This is a genomic window from Streptomyces boncukensis (assembly GCF_011045075.1).
Classification (GTDB): Bacteria; Actinomycetota; Actinomycetes; order Streptomycetales; family Streptomycetaceae; genus Streptomyces; species Streptomyces boncukensis.
In genome coordinates, this window is sequence record NZ_JAAKZZ010000146.1 from 1 (window position 1) to 15,276 (window position 15,276).

Below are 15,276 nucleotides of genomic sequence, written 5' to 3' on the forward strand. Positions count from 1 at the left end.
CAGGACCCGCTCCACGGCGTGGTCGGAGCGCTCCAGCAGATACTGCGCCCCACGCTGGTCTCGCCCGGGTGGCGGGAACTCCTGGAGTCCGCGCAGCCGGCCTCCAGCGGGCTGCAGCACGAGCTGGACTACCACCTCGGTGTCGCGCAGTGGCACGCGGGCGACCGCTCGCAGGCGGTGCGCAGCTGGGAGCGGTCCGCCGGGCGGAGCCCGCGCTGGCCCGCGCTGCGCTGTCTGGCCGTCGCGGACCTGCAGGACGGCCAGACGGAGCGGGCCGCCGAGCGCTACCTCGCCGCCGTACGGGACGCGCGCACCCGCACGCCGGATGCCGTGGCGGCCCGCGCTGCGCTCGCCCGGGAGGCCGTCCCCGCGCTGCTGCGGGCCGGACGCGCGGACGACGCGGAGGGCGTACTGGACGGGCTCGACACACAGACGCGGCTGCGGGGCCGGTTCCGGCTGCTGCGGGCCCAGGTGCTGCGGGCCCAGGGCGAGCTCGCCCTGGCGCGGGCCCTCTTCGACGCGGACTTCGAGGTCGAGGACCTGCGGGAGGGGGAGGAGTCGCTCGGTGAGGTGTGGGCGGCGCTGACGGACGAGCCGCTTCCGGAGCACTACGACTTCCGCATGCGCCCCGGGCCCGGCGTCAGCCGCGCACGCGGAACGACGCCCGATAGCTCTGCGGCGTGGTGCCGGTGACGCGCTTGAAGCGTTCGCGGAACGCCGTGGGCGAGCCGAAGCCCGACAGCTCGGCGACCCGCTCCACGGCGTGGTCGGAGCGCTCCAGCAGATACTGCGCCCGGCGGATCCGGGCCCGCAGCAGCCACTGCAGCGGCGTCGTCCCGGTCTGCTCCCGGAACCGCCGGCTGAACGTCCGCTCGCTCATCCCCGAGCGCGCGGCCATGGCCTCCAGCGTGAGGTCGTGCGCGAGGCGGTCCTCGATCCAGGCCAGCACCGGCTCCAGCGCGGAGCCGCGCGGCACCGGCGGATGCGGGTGCACGATGAACTGCGCCTGCCCGCCCTCCCGCTCCAGCGGCATCACCGAGATCCGCGCCGCGTCGGCCGCCGCCGCAGAGCCGAGGTCGCGCCGGATCATGTGCAGGCACAGGTCCATGCCGGCGGCGGCCCCGGCCGAGGTCAGCAGCTGGCCGTTGTCGACGTAGAGCACGTCGGGCCGTACGTCGACCTTCGGGAAGCGGGCGGCGAGCTGCTCCGCCGCGGCCCAGTGGGTGGTGGCGGCGAGTCCGTCCAGCAGGCCGGTCGCCGCCAGGATGAACGCGCCGACGCAGACCGAGGCGATCCGGGTGCCGCGTGCCGCGGCGTCCCGCAGCGCGTCGAGCGCCTCCTGCGGGGGCGGCGGCGCGTCCTCCGCGCAGCCGGGCACGATGACCGTGTCCGCGTCGGCCAGCCCGTCCAGCCCCCAGGGCGGCCGGAGCGTGAAGACCTCGCTGGGCACGTCGGGCGCGGTGCCGCACACCCGGATCCGGTACGCGGCGCGGCCGTCGGGCAGCAGGACGCGGCCGAACACGTCGATCGGGTTCGCCAGGTCGGACGCCACCACACCGTACAGGACCAGAATCGCCACCGTGTGCATACGCCCATCCTGGAACGGGTTCCCGCCATCGCCAAGAGCTGGCAGGAGAGTCGTGGCTCCGTTCTCCCGCACGTCGGCGGGCTGGCGGGAATCCGTTGGTATCTGTCGATCCGGCCCATGGGACGGCCGGGACCGCGCCCCTAGCGTGAGCCGGGTGACGAAACTCCTCCTGATCCTGCATGTCCTGGCCGCCGTGCTCGCGGTCGGCCCCGTGGCGGTGGCCGCCAGCATGTTCCCGCCCGTAGCCCGCCGCGCCGCCGCCGGGACGGCCGAGGGCGGCGTGGCGACGGTGCAGGTGCTGCACCGCATCTGCCGGGTGTACGCGCTCGTGGGGGTGTCCGTGCCGGTGTTCGGCTTCGCGACCGCCGGCGAGATGGGAGTGCTGGGCAGCGCCTGGCTGGTGACCTCGATCGTGCTCACCGGGATCGCCGCCGCGGTGCTGGCCCTGCTGGTGCTGCCGCGTCAGGACGCGCTGCTCTCCGCGCTCGCCGGGCCGGCGGGGTCGGCCGGGCAGGCCGGCTCGGCTCCCGCCGTGGACCGCAAGTCGACGGCGCGGCTCGCCATGTTCACGGGGGTGTTCAACCTGCTGTGGGCGACCGTCACTGTGCTGATGATCGTGCGCCCCGGCTCCACGACGGGGGCGTGACCCGTGCGGGGCGCGGTGTCAGCCGTCGCGCCTGTCGACGTACTCGAAGACGCTGCCGTCCGGGTGCCGGGCCACCAGGTTGCGGCCGATCGGCGTCGGCTTGGGGCCCGCGATGATCTCGGCGCCGACGGTGTGCAGATCGACCAGGGCCTCGTCCACGTCCTGCACGGCGAGCGTCGCCGAGATCTTCCGCAGGACCGACAGATGCGCCTCGGGACCGCTCATCAGAAAGAAGGGGCCGACGGCCGCGACCGAAACCGGGCCGCTCTCGAAGCGCACCGCCTCCGCGCTCGTCAGCTTCTCGTACACCGGCACGGCTGCATCCAGATCGTCGACGCAGACGCGGAGCGAAGTCCCCAGAATATCCATGTGTACAGCGTAGTTGGGGCGCGGTGGTGCGTCAGGCGCGGCAGAGGATCTCGCCGTTGACGACCGTGAACCAGGCGTCCTCGCTCGCGCCCCACGCCCGCCAGGCGTCCGCGATCCGGGACAGCTCGTCCGCGGTCGCGTGTCCGCCGCCGGTGGCGAGGTCCGCGTACCCGGAGGCCACCGTCCGGTCCGCCCACAGCCCGCTCCACCAGGAGCGCTCACCGGGTGTGGCGTAGGTCCAGGTGCTGGTGGAGACGGCGACGTCGGTGAAGCCCGCCTCGCGGGCCCAGGCGTGCAGCCGGCGGCCCGCGTCCGGGGCGCCGCCGTTCGCGCGGGCCACGCGGCCGTACAGATCCAGCCAGTGGACCAGGCCGGGCACGTCGGGGTACCAGCGCATCCCGCCGTAGTCGGCGTCCCGGACCGCGACGGTGCCGCCCGGCTCGCAGACCCGGCGCATCTCGCGCAGCGCGTGCGCCGGGTCGCCGACGTGCTGGAGCGTCTGGTGCGCGTGCACCACCTGGAAGGAGCCGTCCGGGTAGGGCAGCGCGTGGACGTCGCCTCGCTCGAAGGTGACGTTCCGCAGGCCGCGTCCCGCCGCCTCGGCGCGGGCCTGCTCCAGCACGCCCTCGCTCGCGTCCAGGCCGGTGACGGAGCCCTGGGGCACCAGCGCCGCGAGATCGGCGGTGATGGTGCCGGGGCCGCAGCCGAGGTCCAGGACGCGCAGGCCGGGGGAGAGCCGGGGGAGGAGGTACGCGGCGGAGTTGGCGGCCGTCCGCCAGCGGTGCGAGCGGAGCACGGAGTCGTGGTGGCCGTGCGTGTAGACGGCGGTCTCGTGTGCGGGTGCCATGCCGCTACCGTGCCCCTTCTCTCGTATCGTGAGCAAGGTTGTTCCGTTATATGGACATAGTGCGGTGGACAGGGAGTGTCGGCGTGCCGTGGTGTCAGACCCTTCTGCCAAGGTGTACGGGTTGCAGGGTTGTCTGACGTACACACAGGCAGCGGCGGAGGCAGGGACGGATGCGGCGCACCGATGACGACCGGGCCGGAACCATCGGCGCGGCGGCGAGCGGGTACTGGCGGCGCCGCGGTGTGCACACCGACCCCGGCCAGGTGGTCGCCGCGCCCGGTGCCCCGCTGCTGCTGCTCGCGCTGCTCGCCGCGGTCGGCGGCGCGGGCGCGCCACCGGGCGCGCCGGGCCGCGCCGGGGTGCTGCTGACCCGGCCCTGCACGGACTGGTATCCGCCGCAGGCCCGGCTGCTCGGGCGGCCGGTCCGGGGCGTGCCCGTGCCCGCCGAGTGCGGCGGGGTGCCCGATCCGTTCGCGCTGCTGGAGACGGTGCGCCGGGCCCGCGCCGAGGGCGAGGAGCCGCGGCTGCTGGTGCTCTCCGTCGCCGACGACGTCACCGGCACCGCCGCGCCCCCCGAACTGCTGCACGAGGTGTGCGAGGCGGCGGCGGACGAGGGGCTGGTGATCGTCAGCGACGAGACCTGGCGCGACACCTCGCACTCCCCGCACGACACGGTGATCGTCAGCCCCGCCGAGATGCTGGAGGGCTCCCCGCACGCCGACGGCGTCGTGCTGCTCGCCGGGCTCGGCGCCACGCTGCTGCCGCCGGGGCTGCACGCCGGTGTGGCCCGCTTCCCCCGGCAGGGCCGGGGCCGGGCGCTCGGCGCCGCCGTGCGCGAGGTGCTGGGCGCGCTGCACGCCGAGCTGTCCGCGCCCGTCGCCGCCGCCGTCGCGGACGCGCTCGCCGAGCCCGAACCGCTGCGCCGCGAGCGCGCGGCGGCGGCCCGCCGGCACGGCGCCTGCGCCGCCGCGCTGTATACGGCGGTCACCTCGGCGGGAGCGCTGTGCCGCCCGCCGCACGCCGGGCGGCAGCTCTACGCCGACCTGGAGCAGTCCCGCACCGCGCTCGCGGCCCGTGGCATCGCGGACGCCGAGGCGCTGGAGGCCGAGCTGGTGCGGCGCCTCGGCCCGTACGTCAGCGGAGGCCACCGCTTCGGCGACGATCCGCGGACGCTACGGTTCCGGTTGACGACGGATGTGCTCACCGACACCCTGACCACGCCGGACGCGTCCTCCCCAGCGGAATCACCGGAGGCGTCCGAGACGTTGGACAGGGTGCAGTCGGTGCTCGCCGATCTCACAGATGGGAGCCCTCAGTAGATGACCGAACGGACCGGACAGCGCTCGGAGCGGCCCGAGGGGCCCGAGGAGGGAATCCCCTGGCAGTCCTCGGACCTGCTCACCATCTCCACCCGGACCGCACAGCCCGCCTCCGGCCCCCGGGCCGAGGGCCGGGACGACGGTGGAGGCGGGCCCGGGAAGGGGCCCGGGAGCGGGCCGGCCGAGGCGCATCCGCTCGGTGCGAAGAGGCTGTGGTCGCGTTCGTTCGCCGACCGGCTCACCTCCCCGCTGCCGGGTGTGCGCGCGATGGCCCGGATGGCCAGGGAGGGCGCGATGCGGCCCAGCGCCCAGTCGCTGCGCGAGGACATCCCCAGGCTCCCCTTCGCGCCGGGCCCGCTCCCCGAGCCGGACGCCGGCACCGTCGCCGCCACCTGGGCGGGCCACGCGAGCTGGGTGCTGCGGATCGGCGGGCTCACGGTGCTCACCGACCCGGTCTGGTCCCGCAGGATCTTCGGCACCCCGGCCCGTATGACGCCCGTCGGCGTCGCCTGGCAGGACCTGCCGAAGGTCGACGCGGTGGTCATCTCGCACAACCACTACGACCATCTGGACGCGCCCACGCTCCGGCGCCTGCCGCGGGACACCTATCTGTTCGTCCCCGCCGGGCTCGGCGCGTGGTGCCGCAAGCGCGGCTTCACCACCGTCACCGAGCTCGACTGGTGGGAGGGCGCCGAGCTGCCGACCCCGGACGGCGCCAGGGTGCGGTTCGACTTCGTGCCCGCGCACCACTGGTCGAAGCGCTCGCTGACCGACACCTGCCGCTCCCTGTGGGGCGGCTGGGTGCTCACCGACCAGCACGGCCAGCGGGTGTACTTCGCGGGCGACACCGGATACGGCCACTGGTTCTCGCAGATCGGCCGCCGCTATCCGGGGATCGACCTGGCGCTGCTGCCGATCGGGGCCTACGACCCGCGCTGGATGCTGCGGCCGGTGCACGCCGACCCGGAGGAGGCGGTGCTGGCCTGCCAGGACGCCGGAGCGCGGCGGATGGCACCGATGCACTGGGGCACGTTCGTGCTGTCGGCCGAGCCTCCGCTGGAGCCGCTGACGCGGGTGCGCGCCGCGTGGAAGGAGGCGGGCCGCCCGCCGGAGGACCTGTGGGACCTCCCGGTCGGGGGCTCGCGGATCATGGAGTGACGGCCGGGTGACGGGGCCGACGGCCGGATGGTCGATCGTCTTGCGGCCGGCCTGGTGTTCGGCCGCGGTGCCGGTGTCCCACAGCTCGGCGAAGCGAGCGCTGCGCCGGCGCAGCCGGGCCCGGGCGGCGTCGTAGACGGGGACGGCGGTGCCCTCCAGCCGGTCGCGGACGCGGCGGACGCCGGGGCGGTTCGCATGTGCTCCTGGGGAGCCTTCGCAACACCCCTACGCTCTCGCCGGGCGGCGGAAGCGGCGCCAGACGGTCGGGGCCGCACTGATCAGCAGGGTGAGCCCGACCGCCGCCACCACGCCCTCCCAGGGCTCGGGGAAGAGGGAGCCGCCGGCCACTCCGATCAGCTGGTAGGCCGCCGCCCAGGCCAGGCAGGCGAGCACGTCGCCGCGCGCGAACTGCCGCATCGGCGTGTGCGCCAGCAGGCAGGCCAGCATCACCGGGATCCGGCCCGCCGGCACCAGCCGGGACAGCACCAGCACCGTCACCCCGTGCTCCCGCAGCTTGCGGTCGGCCTGCGCCAGTCGCTCCGGCGCGGCCCGCTCCCGCAGCGCCGCCAGCCAGCGCGAGCCGTTCTTCGAGCCGACGCCGCGCTTGCCCAGCCAGTACAGCCCGATGTCGCCCAGGAACGCGGCCAGCGACGCCACCCCGAAGACCATCAGCAGTCCGAGGGGCGGCATGCTCTGGTGGAGCGCCACCACGGCCGCGCCGCTGACCAGCGCGCCGGTCGGCACCACCGGCACCAGGGAGCCGAACACCACCAGCAGGAAGAGCGAGGGATAGCCCACCGCCTGCTGGGTGGACTCCGGCGGGGTCACCACCTGCCGGGCGACGGTGTTCACCACCGCCGACAGCCCGCTGCCCGCGTCGCCGATCGTCGCGGCCTGGGCGATCACGGCGCTTCCTCGCCGCGGGCCGCTGTCAGCCGCACGCTCTCGCCGTGGGCCAGCAGGTGCACGGCCACCTCCGGCGCCGGCACGGTCGCGAGGCGGGCGAACTCGACGCCGGGGGAGTGGAACTCGTGTGGACGCACCGCGTCCATGCCGATCGGCCAGTACGTGCCGTAGTGCACCGGCACCGCGCAGCGCGGCCGGATCCGGGCGAGCGCCTCGGCGGCCCGCCCGGCGTCCAGGTGCTCCTCGCCGAGGAACGGGCCCCAGCCGCCCACCGGCAGCAGCGCCAGGTCCACCGGGCCGACCTCGTCGGCCATGCCGTCGAACAGCCCGGTGTCCCCGGCGAAGTAGGTGCGGGCCGCGCCCTCCACCACATAGCCCAGCGCGGGCGCGAGGCGCGGGCCCACCGGCAGCCGCCGCCCGTCGTGCGCGGCCGGTACGGCCCGTACGGTCAGCGCGCCCACCCGCACCGCGTCGCCCGGCGCCACCTCGGTGAGCTCCAGCAGCGGCGCCAGCCGCCGCAGCCCGGGGACGGCGCGCTGGGCGCCGCGCGGCAGCAGCACCCGGGTGCCGGGCGCCAGCCGGGCGAGCGAGCCGAGGTGCAGGTGGTCGGCGTGCAGATGCGAGACCAGCACCGCGTCGGCCAGCGCGGCCGAGGCGGGCGGCAGGGCGCCGCGCCGCCTGCGCAGATGTGCCATCCGGCGGACGAGGAGCGGGTCGGTCAGCACCGTGACGCCTGAGTCCCGCACTGTCGCGGTGGCGTGCCCCCACCAGGTGACCTCGACCGACACCAGGACTCCCTCCGCGATGTGTGCGCCTGCCCTGATGAGCGTAGCGCCGTGGCCGGCGGGTCCCCGCTGAGGAGGGGGTGCCCCCTGCTCGAGCGAAGCCGAGAGCTTGGGGGAAGCCGCTCGCGCAGCAGGGGCGCAGCGAGACCCGCCGGACTCCGCCCAGCTATGCCGCGGACTATGAAAAAGTGGACGAAGCCCCGCACGGGGTACAGCGACGGGAGGGGAGCGGACGGCATGCGGGTGGAATGGCGGAGCCTGGGCGCCACGCTGCTGCGGGTGGGCGCCGTGTGGCTGGCCGGCACCCTCACCATGCTGCTCCTCGCCGGAGTGCTGCCGGACTTCCGGCTGCAGTCCGCCGACGGGGACAGCGCCACTGTGATCGGCATCACGGCGGCGGCGGGCGCCGGCGCCTTCGGCCTGCTGAGCGCCCTGGTGTGGCCGGTGCTGGTGCGCGCGTTCCTGCTGGTGCCCGCGCTGGTGCTGGGGCTGCTGGTGTTCTTCCTCAACGGCTCGCTGCTGTGGCTGGCGCTCTCCCTCGTGCCGTACGGGCGCAGCAGCGTCGATCCGGCGACGGTGGTCGTGGTGGCCGCCGCGATGTCCGCCGCGTCCTCGGCGACCCACGCCTTCCTCGCCATCCACGACGACGGCGCCTACCGCCGCAGGCTCGCCCGGATCGCGGGCCGCAGACGGCGCCGCGAGGGCGGTGCGGCGCTGCCGGACACCCCCGGCACCGTCTTCCTCCAGCTCGACGGCCTCGGCTACGAGGTGCTGCGCGAGGCCCTGGAACCGCGCGACGCCGGGCAGCCGCTGATGCCCGCCGTCGCCGCGATGTGCGGGGACACCCACCGGCTCACCCCGTGGTGCACCGACTGGTCCAGCCAGACCGGCGCCAGCCAGCTCGGCATCCTGCACGGCAGCACCGAGGACGTGCCTGCCTTCCGCTGGTACGAGAAGGACACCGGCTCCTATCTGGTCAGCAACCGGCCGACCAGCGCCGCCGAGCTGCAGCGCCGCGCCGTCGAGCGCACCGGCGAGCGGGGCCTGCTCGCCGAGGACGGCGCCAGCCGGGGCAATCTGTTCACCGGCGGCGCCGGGCAGGTGGCGCTGGTGCTGTCCGTGTCGGCGCGGCGCGGCAGGGACACCCGCTCCCGCGCCGGCTACTTCGCGTACTTCTCGGACCCCGCCAACGCCACCCGGACCGCCGTGGCCTTCGGCGCCGAGGTGGTGCGCGAGATGTGGCAGAGCACACGGGCGCTGCTGCGCCGCGAGCGGCCCCGGGTGCGGCGCGGCGGGCTCTACCCGTTCATCCGCGCCTTCGCCACGGTCGTCGAGCGGGACGTGGTGGTGGCCGCCGTGCTGGGCGACATCCTCGGCGGGCGCACCGCCGTCTACGCCGACCTGGTGGGGTACGACGAGGTCGCGCACCACTCCGGGCCGCGCGGCCGGGACACCCACCAGGTGCTGCGCAGGCTGGACCGCTCGGTCGCGCTGATCGCCGAGGTCGCCGAGCGCGCCCCGCGCCCGTACCGGCTGGTGCTGCTGTCCGACCACGGGCAGAGCCAGGGCGAGACGTTCGAGGGCGCCTACGGGCTGACGCTGGAGGAGCTGGTGCGCGCCGGGTGCGGGCTGCAGGTGCCGCGCCGGGCCCGGCGCACGGACAGCGGCTGCGAGGCGCGGGAGGCCGCGCGGGCCGCGCTGCACCGGCCCGAGACCTCCGGCCGGGACGGCGAGCCCCGGCGGGACACCGGACCCGTGGTGCTGGCGTCCGGGAACCTCGGCCTGATCTCGTTCCCCGACGAGCCGGGCCGTATGACCCGCGAGGAGATCGACGAGCGCCGCCCGGCGCTGCTGCTCACCCTCGCCGAGCACCGGGGCATCGGCTTTGTGCTGGTGCACAGCGAGCGGCACGGCCCGGTGGTGCTCGGCCGGGGCGGCTGCGAGCACCGGCTGCAGACCGGGGAGGTGGTCGGCGGGCACGACCCGCTGGCCCCGTTCGGGCCGTACGCCGCACGGGCCGTGCTGCGTACGGCCCGCTTCCCGCACGCCGCCGACATCATGGTCAACTCGGCCGTCGAGCCGGACACCGGCGCGGTGCACGCCTTCGAGGAGCAGATCGGCTCGCACGGCGGCCTCGGCGGTGAGCAGACCCGGGCCTTCCTGCTCTCCCCGCTGGAGGTGTCGCCGCCGGCCGCGGACGGTGAGCCGCTGGTGGGCGCCGAGCAGGTGCACCGGGTGCTCCGGCGCTGGCTGGACGAGGCCGCCGGGCCCGGACCGGACACCGGCGGCCCCGGTCACCCCGGGATGCTCCCCGAGGGCTCCGGCTCCACGGCGGACGACGGCACCGGGCCCTGCCCCCCGGCCCCGGACCCGGCCACCGCCCCGTCCGGGGCGTCGGCGCCGGCGCGGGCCTCCCGGATGGGGGCCCCGACCTCCCGCATGTGACGCAGTGCCTCGCCCCAGGACGCGACCAGCCCCGTCTCGTGGTACGAGATGCCCAGCTCGGCGCAGTAGTCCCGGACGATCGGCCGGGCGTGGCGCAGATGCGGGCTCGGCATGCTGGGGAAGAGGTGGTGCTCGATCTGGTAGTTGAGCCCGCCGAGCGCGATGTCGGTGAGCCACCCGCCCTTCACGTTCCGCGAGGTGAGCACCTGGCGGCGCAGGAAGTCGGGCCGCTCGTCGCCCCGGAGCGTGGGCATGCCCTTGTGGTTCGGCGCGAAGATCGAGCCGAGGTAGACGCCGAAGACGGCGTGGTGCACGACGAGCACCGCGACGGCCAGGCCCGGGGGCATCGCGAGGAAGAGCGCCGCGCTGTACGCCACGCCGTGCACCAGCAGCAGCCCGCCCTCCAGCCACTTGCGCTTCATATGCGGCTCGCGCAGCGCGCGAACGCTGGCCACATGGAGGTTGAACCCCTCCAGCGTCAGCAGCGGGAAGAACAGCTGCGCCTCGTACCGCCCGATGAACCGGGGCAGCCCCTTCGCCTCCCGCGCCTGCTCCTTGGACCACACCAGGATGTCGGGCGCGACATCCGGGTCCAGGTCCTCGTGGTTGGGGTTGGCGTGGTGCCGGGTGTGCTTGTTCATCCACCAGCCGTACGACATGCCGATGCCCAGGTTGCCCGCGATCCGGCCGGCGAATTCGCTGGCCCGGCGCCCCCGGAAGATCTGCCGGTGCGCCAGGTCGTGGGCCACGAGCGCCACCTGCCCGTAGACCAGGCCCAGATAGACGGCGACTGCGAGCTGCCACCAACTGTCACCGACGGTGAACAGCGCCACCCCGCCCGCCGCGAACGCCAGCGCCACCAGGGTGAGCCGGAGCGCGTAGTAACCGGGTCTGCGGGCCAGCAGCCCCGCCGCGGTGATGCGCTGGGAGAGCTGGGAGAAGTCGCTGCCGCGCTGCCGGGCACGCGGCATGGCGGGTGGTGCGTCGATCGCTGTCGTCATACCGCTGATCGTCGCTGTGCGGGAGGGGGTGCCGACAGCCGTGCAGCACGCCATCGGGGGTGGTGCTAGCGCCACCCCCGGTACCAGGGTTTGCCCCTAGGGGAGGGACCAGAGGTCTTGTTCCCGCGCGGGTGCCCGCGCGGGTGGCCGTGCGGGAGTGGCCGGGCCGCTCAGTCGCCCACCAGGCCGCGCAGCGCCTTCGCCGTCTCCGGATCGGCCGGCAGGAACGTCTCCACCGCCAGCTCGGAGACCGTCACGTCCACCGGGGTGTTGAAGGTGGCGATGGTGGACAGAAACGACAGCACGCTGCCGCCCTGCTCGATCACCATGGGCAGCGCGAACCGGGCGTCCCCGCCGTCCCGCTCCGCCGGGGTCCCGGCGCCCTGCGGAAGGGGGTAGGCGGCCACCTCCTCGTACAGCTCGCGCAGCCGCGGCAGCCGGTGCAGGGCGAGCTGGCGCTGCATCTGGTCCAGCAGGTGGCCGCGCCACTCGGGCAGATTGCGGATGCGCGGCGCGAGCCCCTCCGGGTGCAGGGTGAGCCGCATGGCGTTGAGCGGGGCCTGAGCGAGCAGCGCCGGGTCCACCCCGTCCAGCAGGGTGGCGATCCCCCGGTTCGCGGCGACCACGTTGTACACGCCGTCGACGACGAGCGCCGGGTAGGGCTCGTACGCGCTCACCATCCGCTCCAGGCCGGCGCGCAGCTCGCCCAGCTCCGGGTCGTCCAGCGGGGTGGCGGGGAAGGCGGGCGCGAATCCGGCCGCGAGCAGCAGCGCGTTCCGCTCCCGCACCGGTACGTCCAGGGTCTCGGCCAGCCGCAGCACCATCTCGCGGCTGGGCGCGGTGCGGCCGGTCTCGATGAAGCTGATGTGCCGTGCGGAGGAGTCGGCGCGCAGCGCCAGCTCCAGCTGGCTGAGGCCGGCGCGCTCACGCCAGCCCCGCAGCAGGGTGCCCAGGGGTTTCACAGCCGTCATGAACCAGACGGTAACCGAAGGGCCGTGGCAGGCTGGAGTGGATTCCCGCCGCCCCGGATCCGACGGAGGAGAGAGCGATGCTGCCCGAGCCGCTGAGCACACCGGAGATCGAGGAGGCGCTGGCGGAGCTGCCCGGGTGGGCCCTGGAGGGCGACCGGCTGGTCCGCACGTACTCCCTGCCCAGGCATCTGCCCGCCGCGGCGATGGTGATGCACGTCGCCGCGATCCAGGAGGAGCTGGACCACCACGCCGAGCTCGCCCTCGGCTACAACACCCTGGGCGTGTCCGTGAACACCCACACCGTGGGCGGCAGGGTGACCGGGCTCGACCTCGCGCTGGCCCGGCGGATCGAGGCGATCGCGCCGGACCACGGCGCCGACTAGGGCCCAGGGCCCAGGGCACCATGGCAGCAGGGCCCTGGTGCCTGCCGTGAGCGGGCCCGGTCAGCTCACCCAGTTGACGCTGTCCGGGTTGGCGCCCAGGCGGGTGTCGGTGTTGAGGGCGCCGATCGCCGCCATGTCCTCCGCGCTCAGCTCGAAGTCGAAGACGCCGATGTTCTCCCGGATACGGGCCGGGGTCACCGACTTCGGGATCACCACGTTCCCCAGCTGGAGGCTCCAGCGCAGCACGATCTGGGCCACCGTTCTGCCGTGCCGCTCGGCCAGCTCGGCCAACTTGGGCTCCTTGAGCAGGCCGCCGCCCTGGCCCAGCGGGGACCACGCCTCGGTGACGATGCCGTGGTCCGACTGGAAGGCGCGCGGCACGGACTGCTGGAGCCAGGGGTGCAGCTCGATCTGGTTCACCGCGGGCACCGTGCCGCCCAGGTCGATCAGCCGGTTGAGGTGGGTCGGCTGGAAGTTCGACACACCGATCGCGCGGGCGCGGCCGTCGGCGTAGATCTTCTCGAACGCGCGCCAGGTCTCCTCGTACGCGTCGGCCTCCGGGGGCCAGTGGACGAGGTACAGGTCCAGCTGGTCCAGGCCGAGCCGGTCGAGGGAGGCGTCGAGGGCGCGCAGCGCCGCGTCGTACCCCTGCTCGCTGCTGCGCAGCTTGGTGGTGACGAACAGCTCCTCGCGGGGCAGGCCCGAGGCGGCCAGCGCGCGGCCCGTGCCCTCCTCGTTCCCGTACGCGGCGGCCGTGTCGAAGCTGCGGTAGCCCGCCTCCAGGGCCGTGCTGATGGCCGCCGCCACCTCGTCGTCCGGCACCTGCCAGACGCCGAAGCCGAGCTGCGGCATCGTGACCCCGTTGTTCAGCGCGATGGTGGGTACGTTACGCACGCGATCGGTCCTCACGTTCGATGGAGTGTCCTGCTCTGACGCGTCTCCGCGCGGCCCCACCATCCTGAACGATCAGTGGTGCTCCCGGGTTCCAGGCGGGGGCCGCGTGTGAGGTAGAACGCTCAACTTCTGGGTAGAGGTCGCTGGAAACGATGAGGCGGATGAGGTGTGGGAGGAGAGTGAGTCATATGCGATTCGAGGTGCTCGCGCCCTCCCGCGCCGTGGCGCCGCCGGGCTGGAGCCGCTGGCTGGTGCCGCCCGCCGCGCTCTCCGTGCACCTGTCGATCGGACAGGCGTACGCCTGGAGTGTGTTCAAGCCGCCGCTGGAGTCCGCGCTGGGCCTCTCGGGCACCCAGAGCGCGCTCCCCTTCCAGCTCGGCATCGTGATGCTCGGCCTGTCCGCGGCGTTCGGCGGGACGCTCGTCGAGCGGCGCGGCCCGCGCTGGGCGATGGCGGTGTCGCTGGTCTGCTTCTCGGCCGGCTTCCTGCTCGCCGCGCTGGGGGCCGCGACCGGACAGTTCTGGCTGATCGTGTTCGGCTACGGCTTCGTCGGCGGCATCGGGCTCGGCATCGGATACATCTCACCCGTATCGACGCTGATCAAGTGGTTCCCGGACCGCCCGGGGCTGGCGACGGGCATCGCCATCATGGGCTTCGGCGGCGGTGCGCTGATCGCCTCGCCGTGGTCGTCGCGGATGCTGGAGTCGTTCGGCGAGCAGCGCGGCGGCATCGCAGCCGCGTTCCTGGTGCACGGGGTGGTCTACGCCGCGTTCATGGCCCTCGGCGTGCTGCTGGTGCGGGTGCCGCCCGACGGCTGGCGGCCCGCCGGATGGGAGCCGGACCAGCGGTCCAGGCCGCTGGTCACCAGCGCGCAGGTGTCGGCGCGCAGCGCCGTGCGCACCCCGCAGTTCTGGTGTCTGTGGGTGGTGCTGTGCATGAACGTCACGGCCGGGATCGGCATCCTGGAGAAGGCGGCGCCGATGATCCGGGACTTCTTCGCCGACACCGCGACACCGGTCAGCGCCCCGGCCGCCGCGGGCTTCGTGGCGCTGCTCTCGCTCGCGAACATGGGCGGCCGCCTGCTGTGGTCCGCCACCTCCGACCTCATCGGCCGCAAGAACATGTACCGCGTCTACCTCGGGGTCGGCGCCCTGATGTACCTGGCCATCGCCCGGTTCGGGGACGGGTCCAAGCCGCTGTTCATCTGCTGCGCACTGGTGATCCTCTCCTTCTACGGCGGCGGCTTCGCCACCGTGCCGGCGTATCTGCGGGACCTCTTCGGCACCTACCAGGTCGGCGCGATCCACGGGCGACTGCTGACCGCCTGGTCCACCGCCGGGGTGCTCGGCCCGCTCATCGTCAACTGGGTCGCCGACTCCCAGGAGGACGCGGGCCGCTCCGGCTCCGGTCTCTACGGCCTGTCCCTGACCATCATGATCGTGCTGCTGCTGGTGGGCTTCGTCGCGAACGAACTCGTACGGCCCGTGCACCCGCGGCACCACGAGCCCGCCGCGTCCGCGCGGACCCCGGAACGGCAGGAGGCGCCCGATGGCACCCCGCAGCAGCACTCCGGCTGACGCCCGCGGCCCGCGCCGCCGCACCGCGCTCACGGTCCTCGTCTGGCTGTGGGTCGGCCTGCCGCTGGCCTACGGCCTGTACGAACTGATCGACAAAGCGACCCAGCTCTTCACCAACTGACGGGCACACCGTCCGCGGGGAGACAATGGCATGGTCAGGGCCCTGCCGGGGCCGTCACCCGCAGCACAACGGGAGTCCACCATGGGACGGGTCACCGAGCGGCGCCGTGTCGTACGGATCCGGGACGGGGCGGTCTCGGTACGTCCGGACACGCTGACGGCGGAGGAGCCGCTGGAGATCCGGTTGGGCGGCCGGGCGCTGGCGGTGACCATGCGGACGCCGGGCGATGACTTCGCGCTCGCTGCGGGGTTCCTGGTGAGCGAGGG

General features: G+C 74.4%; 16 protein-coding genes and 2 pseudogenes. 9 read left to right on the plus strand and 9 right to left on the minus strand.

The window, feature by feature from the left end; genetic code table 11:
* On the plus strand, positions 1-693 hold a 693-nt coding region (locus G5C65_RS16085; protein ID WP_420903321.1), incomplete at its 5' end, for a tetratricopeptide repeat protein.
* On the opposite strand, the gene G5C65_RS16090 is transcribed toward G5C65_RS16085, so the two are convergent.
* On the minus strand, positions 641-1,588 hold the full coding sequence (locus G5C65_RS16090) for a GlxA family transcriptional regulator (protein ID WP_165299529.1): 948 nt from the start codon (positions 1,586-1,588) through the stop codon (positions 641-643). The two genes, G5C65_RS16085 and G5C65_RS16090, sit on opposite strands and share 53 nt — an antisense overlap.
* A gap of 154 nt (positions 1,589-1,742) precedes the next feature.
* On the opposite strand from G5C65_RS16090, the gene G5C65_RS16095 reads away from it, so the two are divergent.
* Entirely contained in the window at positions 1,743-2,234 is a 492-nt protein-coding gene (locus tag G5C65_RS16095) for a DUF2269 family protein (RefSeq protein WP_165299530.1), read from the plus strand.
* Between the two features lie 18 nt (positions 2,235-2,252).
* Here G5C65_RS16095 and G5C65_RS16100 read toward each other — a convergent pair whose 3' ends face one another.
* Positions 2,253-2,603: a VOC family protein gene (locus G5C65_RS16100; protein WP_165299531.1), complete on the minus strand. Its 351-nt coding sequence runs from the start codon at positions 2,601-2,603 to the stop codon at positions 2,253-2,255.
* A gap of 31 nt (positions 2,604-2,634) precedes the next feature.
* Positions 2,635-3,450, minus strand: a complete 816-nt coding sequence (locus G5C65_RS16105) for a methyltransferase domain-containing protein (RefSeq protein WP_165299532.1) — start codon at positions 3,448-3,450, stop codon at positions 2,635-2,637.
* A gap of 170 nt (positions 3,451-3,620) precedes the next feature.
* Here G5C65_RS16105 and G5C65_RS16110 point away from each other — a divergent pair, with 170 nt between their 5' ends.
* Both G5C65_RS16110 and G5C65_RS16115 read left to right on the plus strand, forming a co-directional pair.
* Positions 3,621-4,769 carry an aminotransferase class I/II-fold pyridoxal phosphate-dependent enzyme gene (locus tag G5C65_RS16110; RefSeq protein WP_165299533.1) on the plus strand — a complete coding sequence of 383 codons (1,149 nt, stop codon included), beginning with the start codon at positions 3,621-3,623 and terminating at the stop codon, positions 4,767-4,769.
* Positions 4,770-5,927 carry an MBL fold metallo-hydrolase gene (locus G5C65_RS16115; RefSeq protein ID WP_165299534.1) on the plus strand — a complete coding sequence of 386 codons (1,158 nt, stop codon included), beginning with the start codon at positions 4,770-4,772 and terminating at the stop codon, positions 5,925-5,927.
* Between the two features lie 18 nt (positions 5,928-5,945).
* On the opposite strand, the pseudogene G5C65_RS16120 reads toward G5C65_RS16115, so the two are convergent.
* The 3 genes and pseudogenes from G5C65_RS16120 to G5C65_RS16130 form a co-directional block, all read right to left on the minus strand.
* Positions 5,946-6,098, minus strand: a pseudogene (locus tag G5C65_RS16120) (MmyB family transcriptional regulator); the annotation flags it as partial.
* Positions 6,099-6,152: 54 nt separating this feature from the next.
* Positions 6,153-6,791, minus strand: a complete 639-nt coding sequence (locus G5C65_RS16125) for a DedA family protein (protein WP_206441864.1) — start codon at positions 6,789-6,791, stop codon at positions 6,153-6,155.
* Between the two features lie 38 nt (positions 6,792-6,829).
* Positions 6,830-7,621, minus strand: coding sequence for an MBL fold metallo-hydrolase (locus G5C65_RS16130; RefSeq protein ID WP_165299535.1), 792 nt, complete (start codon positions 7,619-7,621; stop codon positions 6,830-6,832).
* Positions 7,622-7,855: 234 nt separating this feature from the next.
* Here G5C65_RS16130 and G5C65_RS16135 point away from each other — a divergent pair.
* Positions 7,856-9,889: pseudogene (locus tag G5C65_RS16135) on the plus strand (phage holin family protein); the annotation flags it as partial.
* A 23-nt stretch (positions 9,890-9,912) separates the two neighbouring features.
* Here the strand turns inward: G5C65_RS16135 and G5C65_RS16140 are convergent.
* Both G5C65_RS16140 and G5C65_RS16145 read right to left on the minus strand, forming a co-directional pair.
* Complete coding sequence (locus tag G5C65_RS16140; protein ID WP_165299536.1) at positions 9,913-11,064, minus strand: fatty acid desaturase family protein; 1,152 nt, start codon at positions 11,062-11,064, stop codon at positions 9,913-9,915.
* A gap of 170 nt (positions 11,065-11,234) precedes the next feature.
* Positions 11,235-12,035, minus strand: coding sequence for a helix-turn-helix domain-containing protein (locus G5C65_RS16145; protein WP_165299537.1), 801 nt, complete (start codon positions 12,033-12,035; stop codon positions 11,235-11,237).
* Between the two features lie 77 nt (positions 12,036-12,112).
* Between G5C65_RS16145 and G5C65_RS16150 the strand changes: the two genes are divergently transcribed.
* Entirely contained in the window at positions 12,113-12,418 is a 306-nt protein-coding gene (locus G5C65_RS16150; protein ID WP_165299538.1) for a 4a-hydroxytetrahydrobiopterin dehydratase, read from the plus strand.
* A 60-nt stretch (positions 12,419-12,478) separates the two neighbouring features.
* Here G5C65_RS16150 and G5C65_RS16155 read toward each other — a convergent pair whose 3' ends face one another.
* Positions 12,479-13,312, minus strand: coding sequence for an aldo/keto reductase (locus G5C65_RS16155; RefSeq protein WP_165299539.1), 834 nt, complete (start codon positions 13,310-13,312; stop codon positions 12,479-12,481).
* A 188-nt stretch (positions 13,313-13,500) separates the two neighbouring features.
* Between G5C65_RS16155 and G5C65_RS16160 the strand changes: the two genes are divergently transcribed.
* The 3 genes from G5C65_RS16160 to G5C65_RS16170 form a co-directional block, all read left to right on the plus strand.
* Positions 13,501-14,889, plus strand: coding sequence for an L-lactate MFS transporter (locus tag G5C65_RS16160; protein WP_165299540.1), 1,389 nt, complete (start codon positions 13,501-13,503; stop codon positions 14,887-14,889).
* Positions 14,861-15,010 carry an MFS transporter small subunit gene (locus G5C65_RS16165; RefSeq protein ID WP_165299541.1) on the plus strand — a complete coding sequence of 50 codons (150 nt, stop codon included), beginning with the start codon at positions 14,861-14,863 and terminating at the stop codon, positions 15,008-15,010. The genes G5C65_RS16160 and G5C65_RS16165 overlap by 29 nt, the downstream gene beginning before the upstream one ends.
* A gap of 81 nt (positions 15,011-15,091) precedes the next feature.
* Positions 15,092-15,276, plus strand: a 185-nt coding sequence (locus tag G5C65_RS16170; protein WP_206441862.1) for a formate dehydrogenase accessory sulfurtransferase FdhD, incomplete at its 3' end; no start/stop codon positions are given.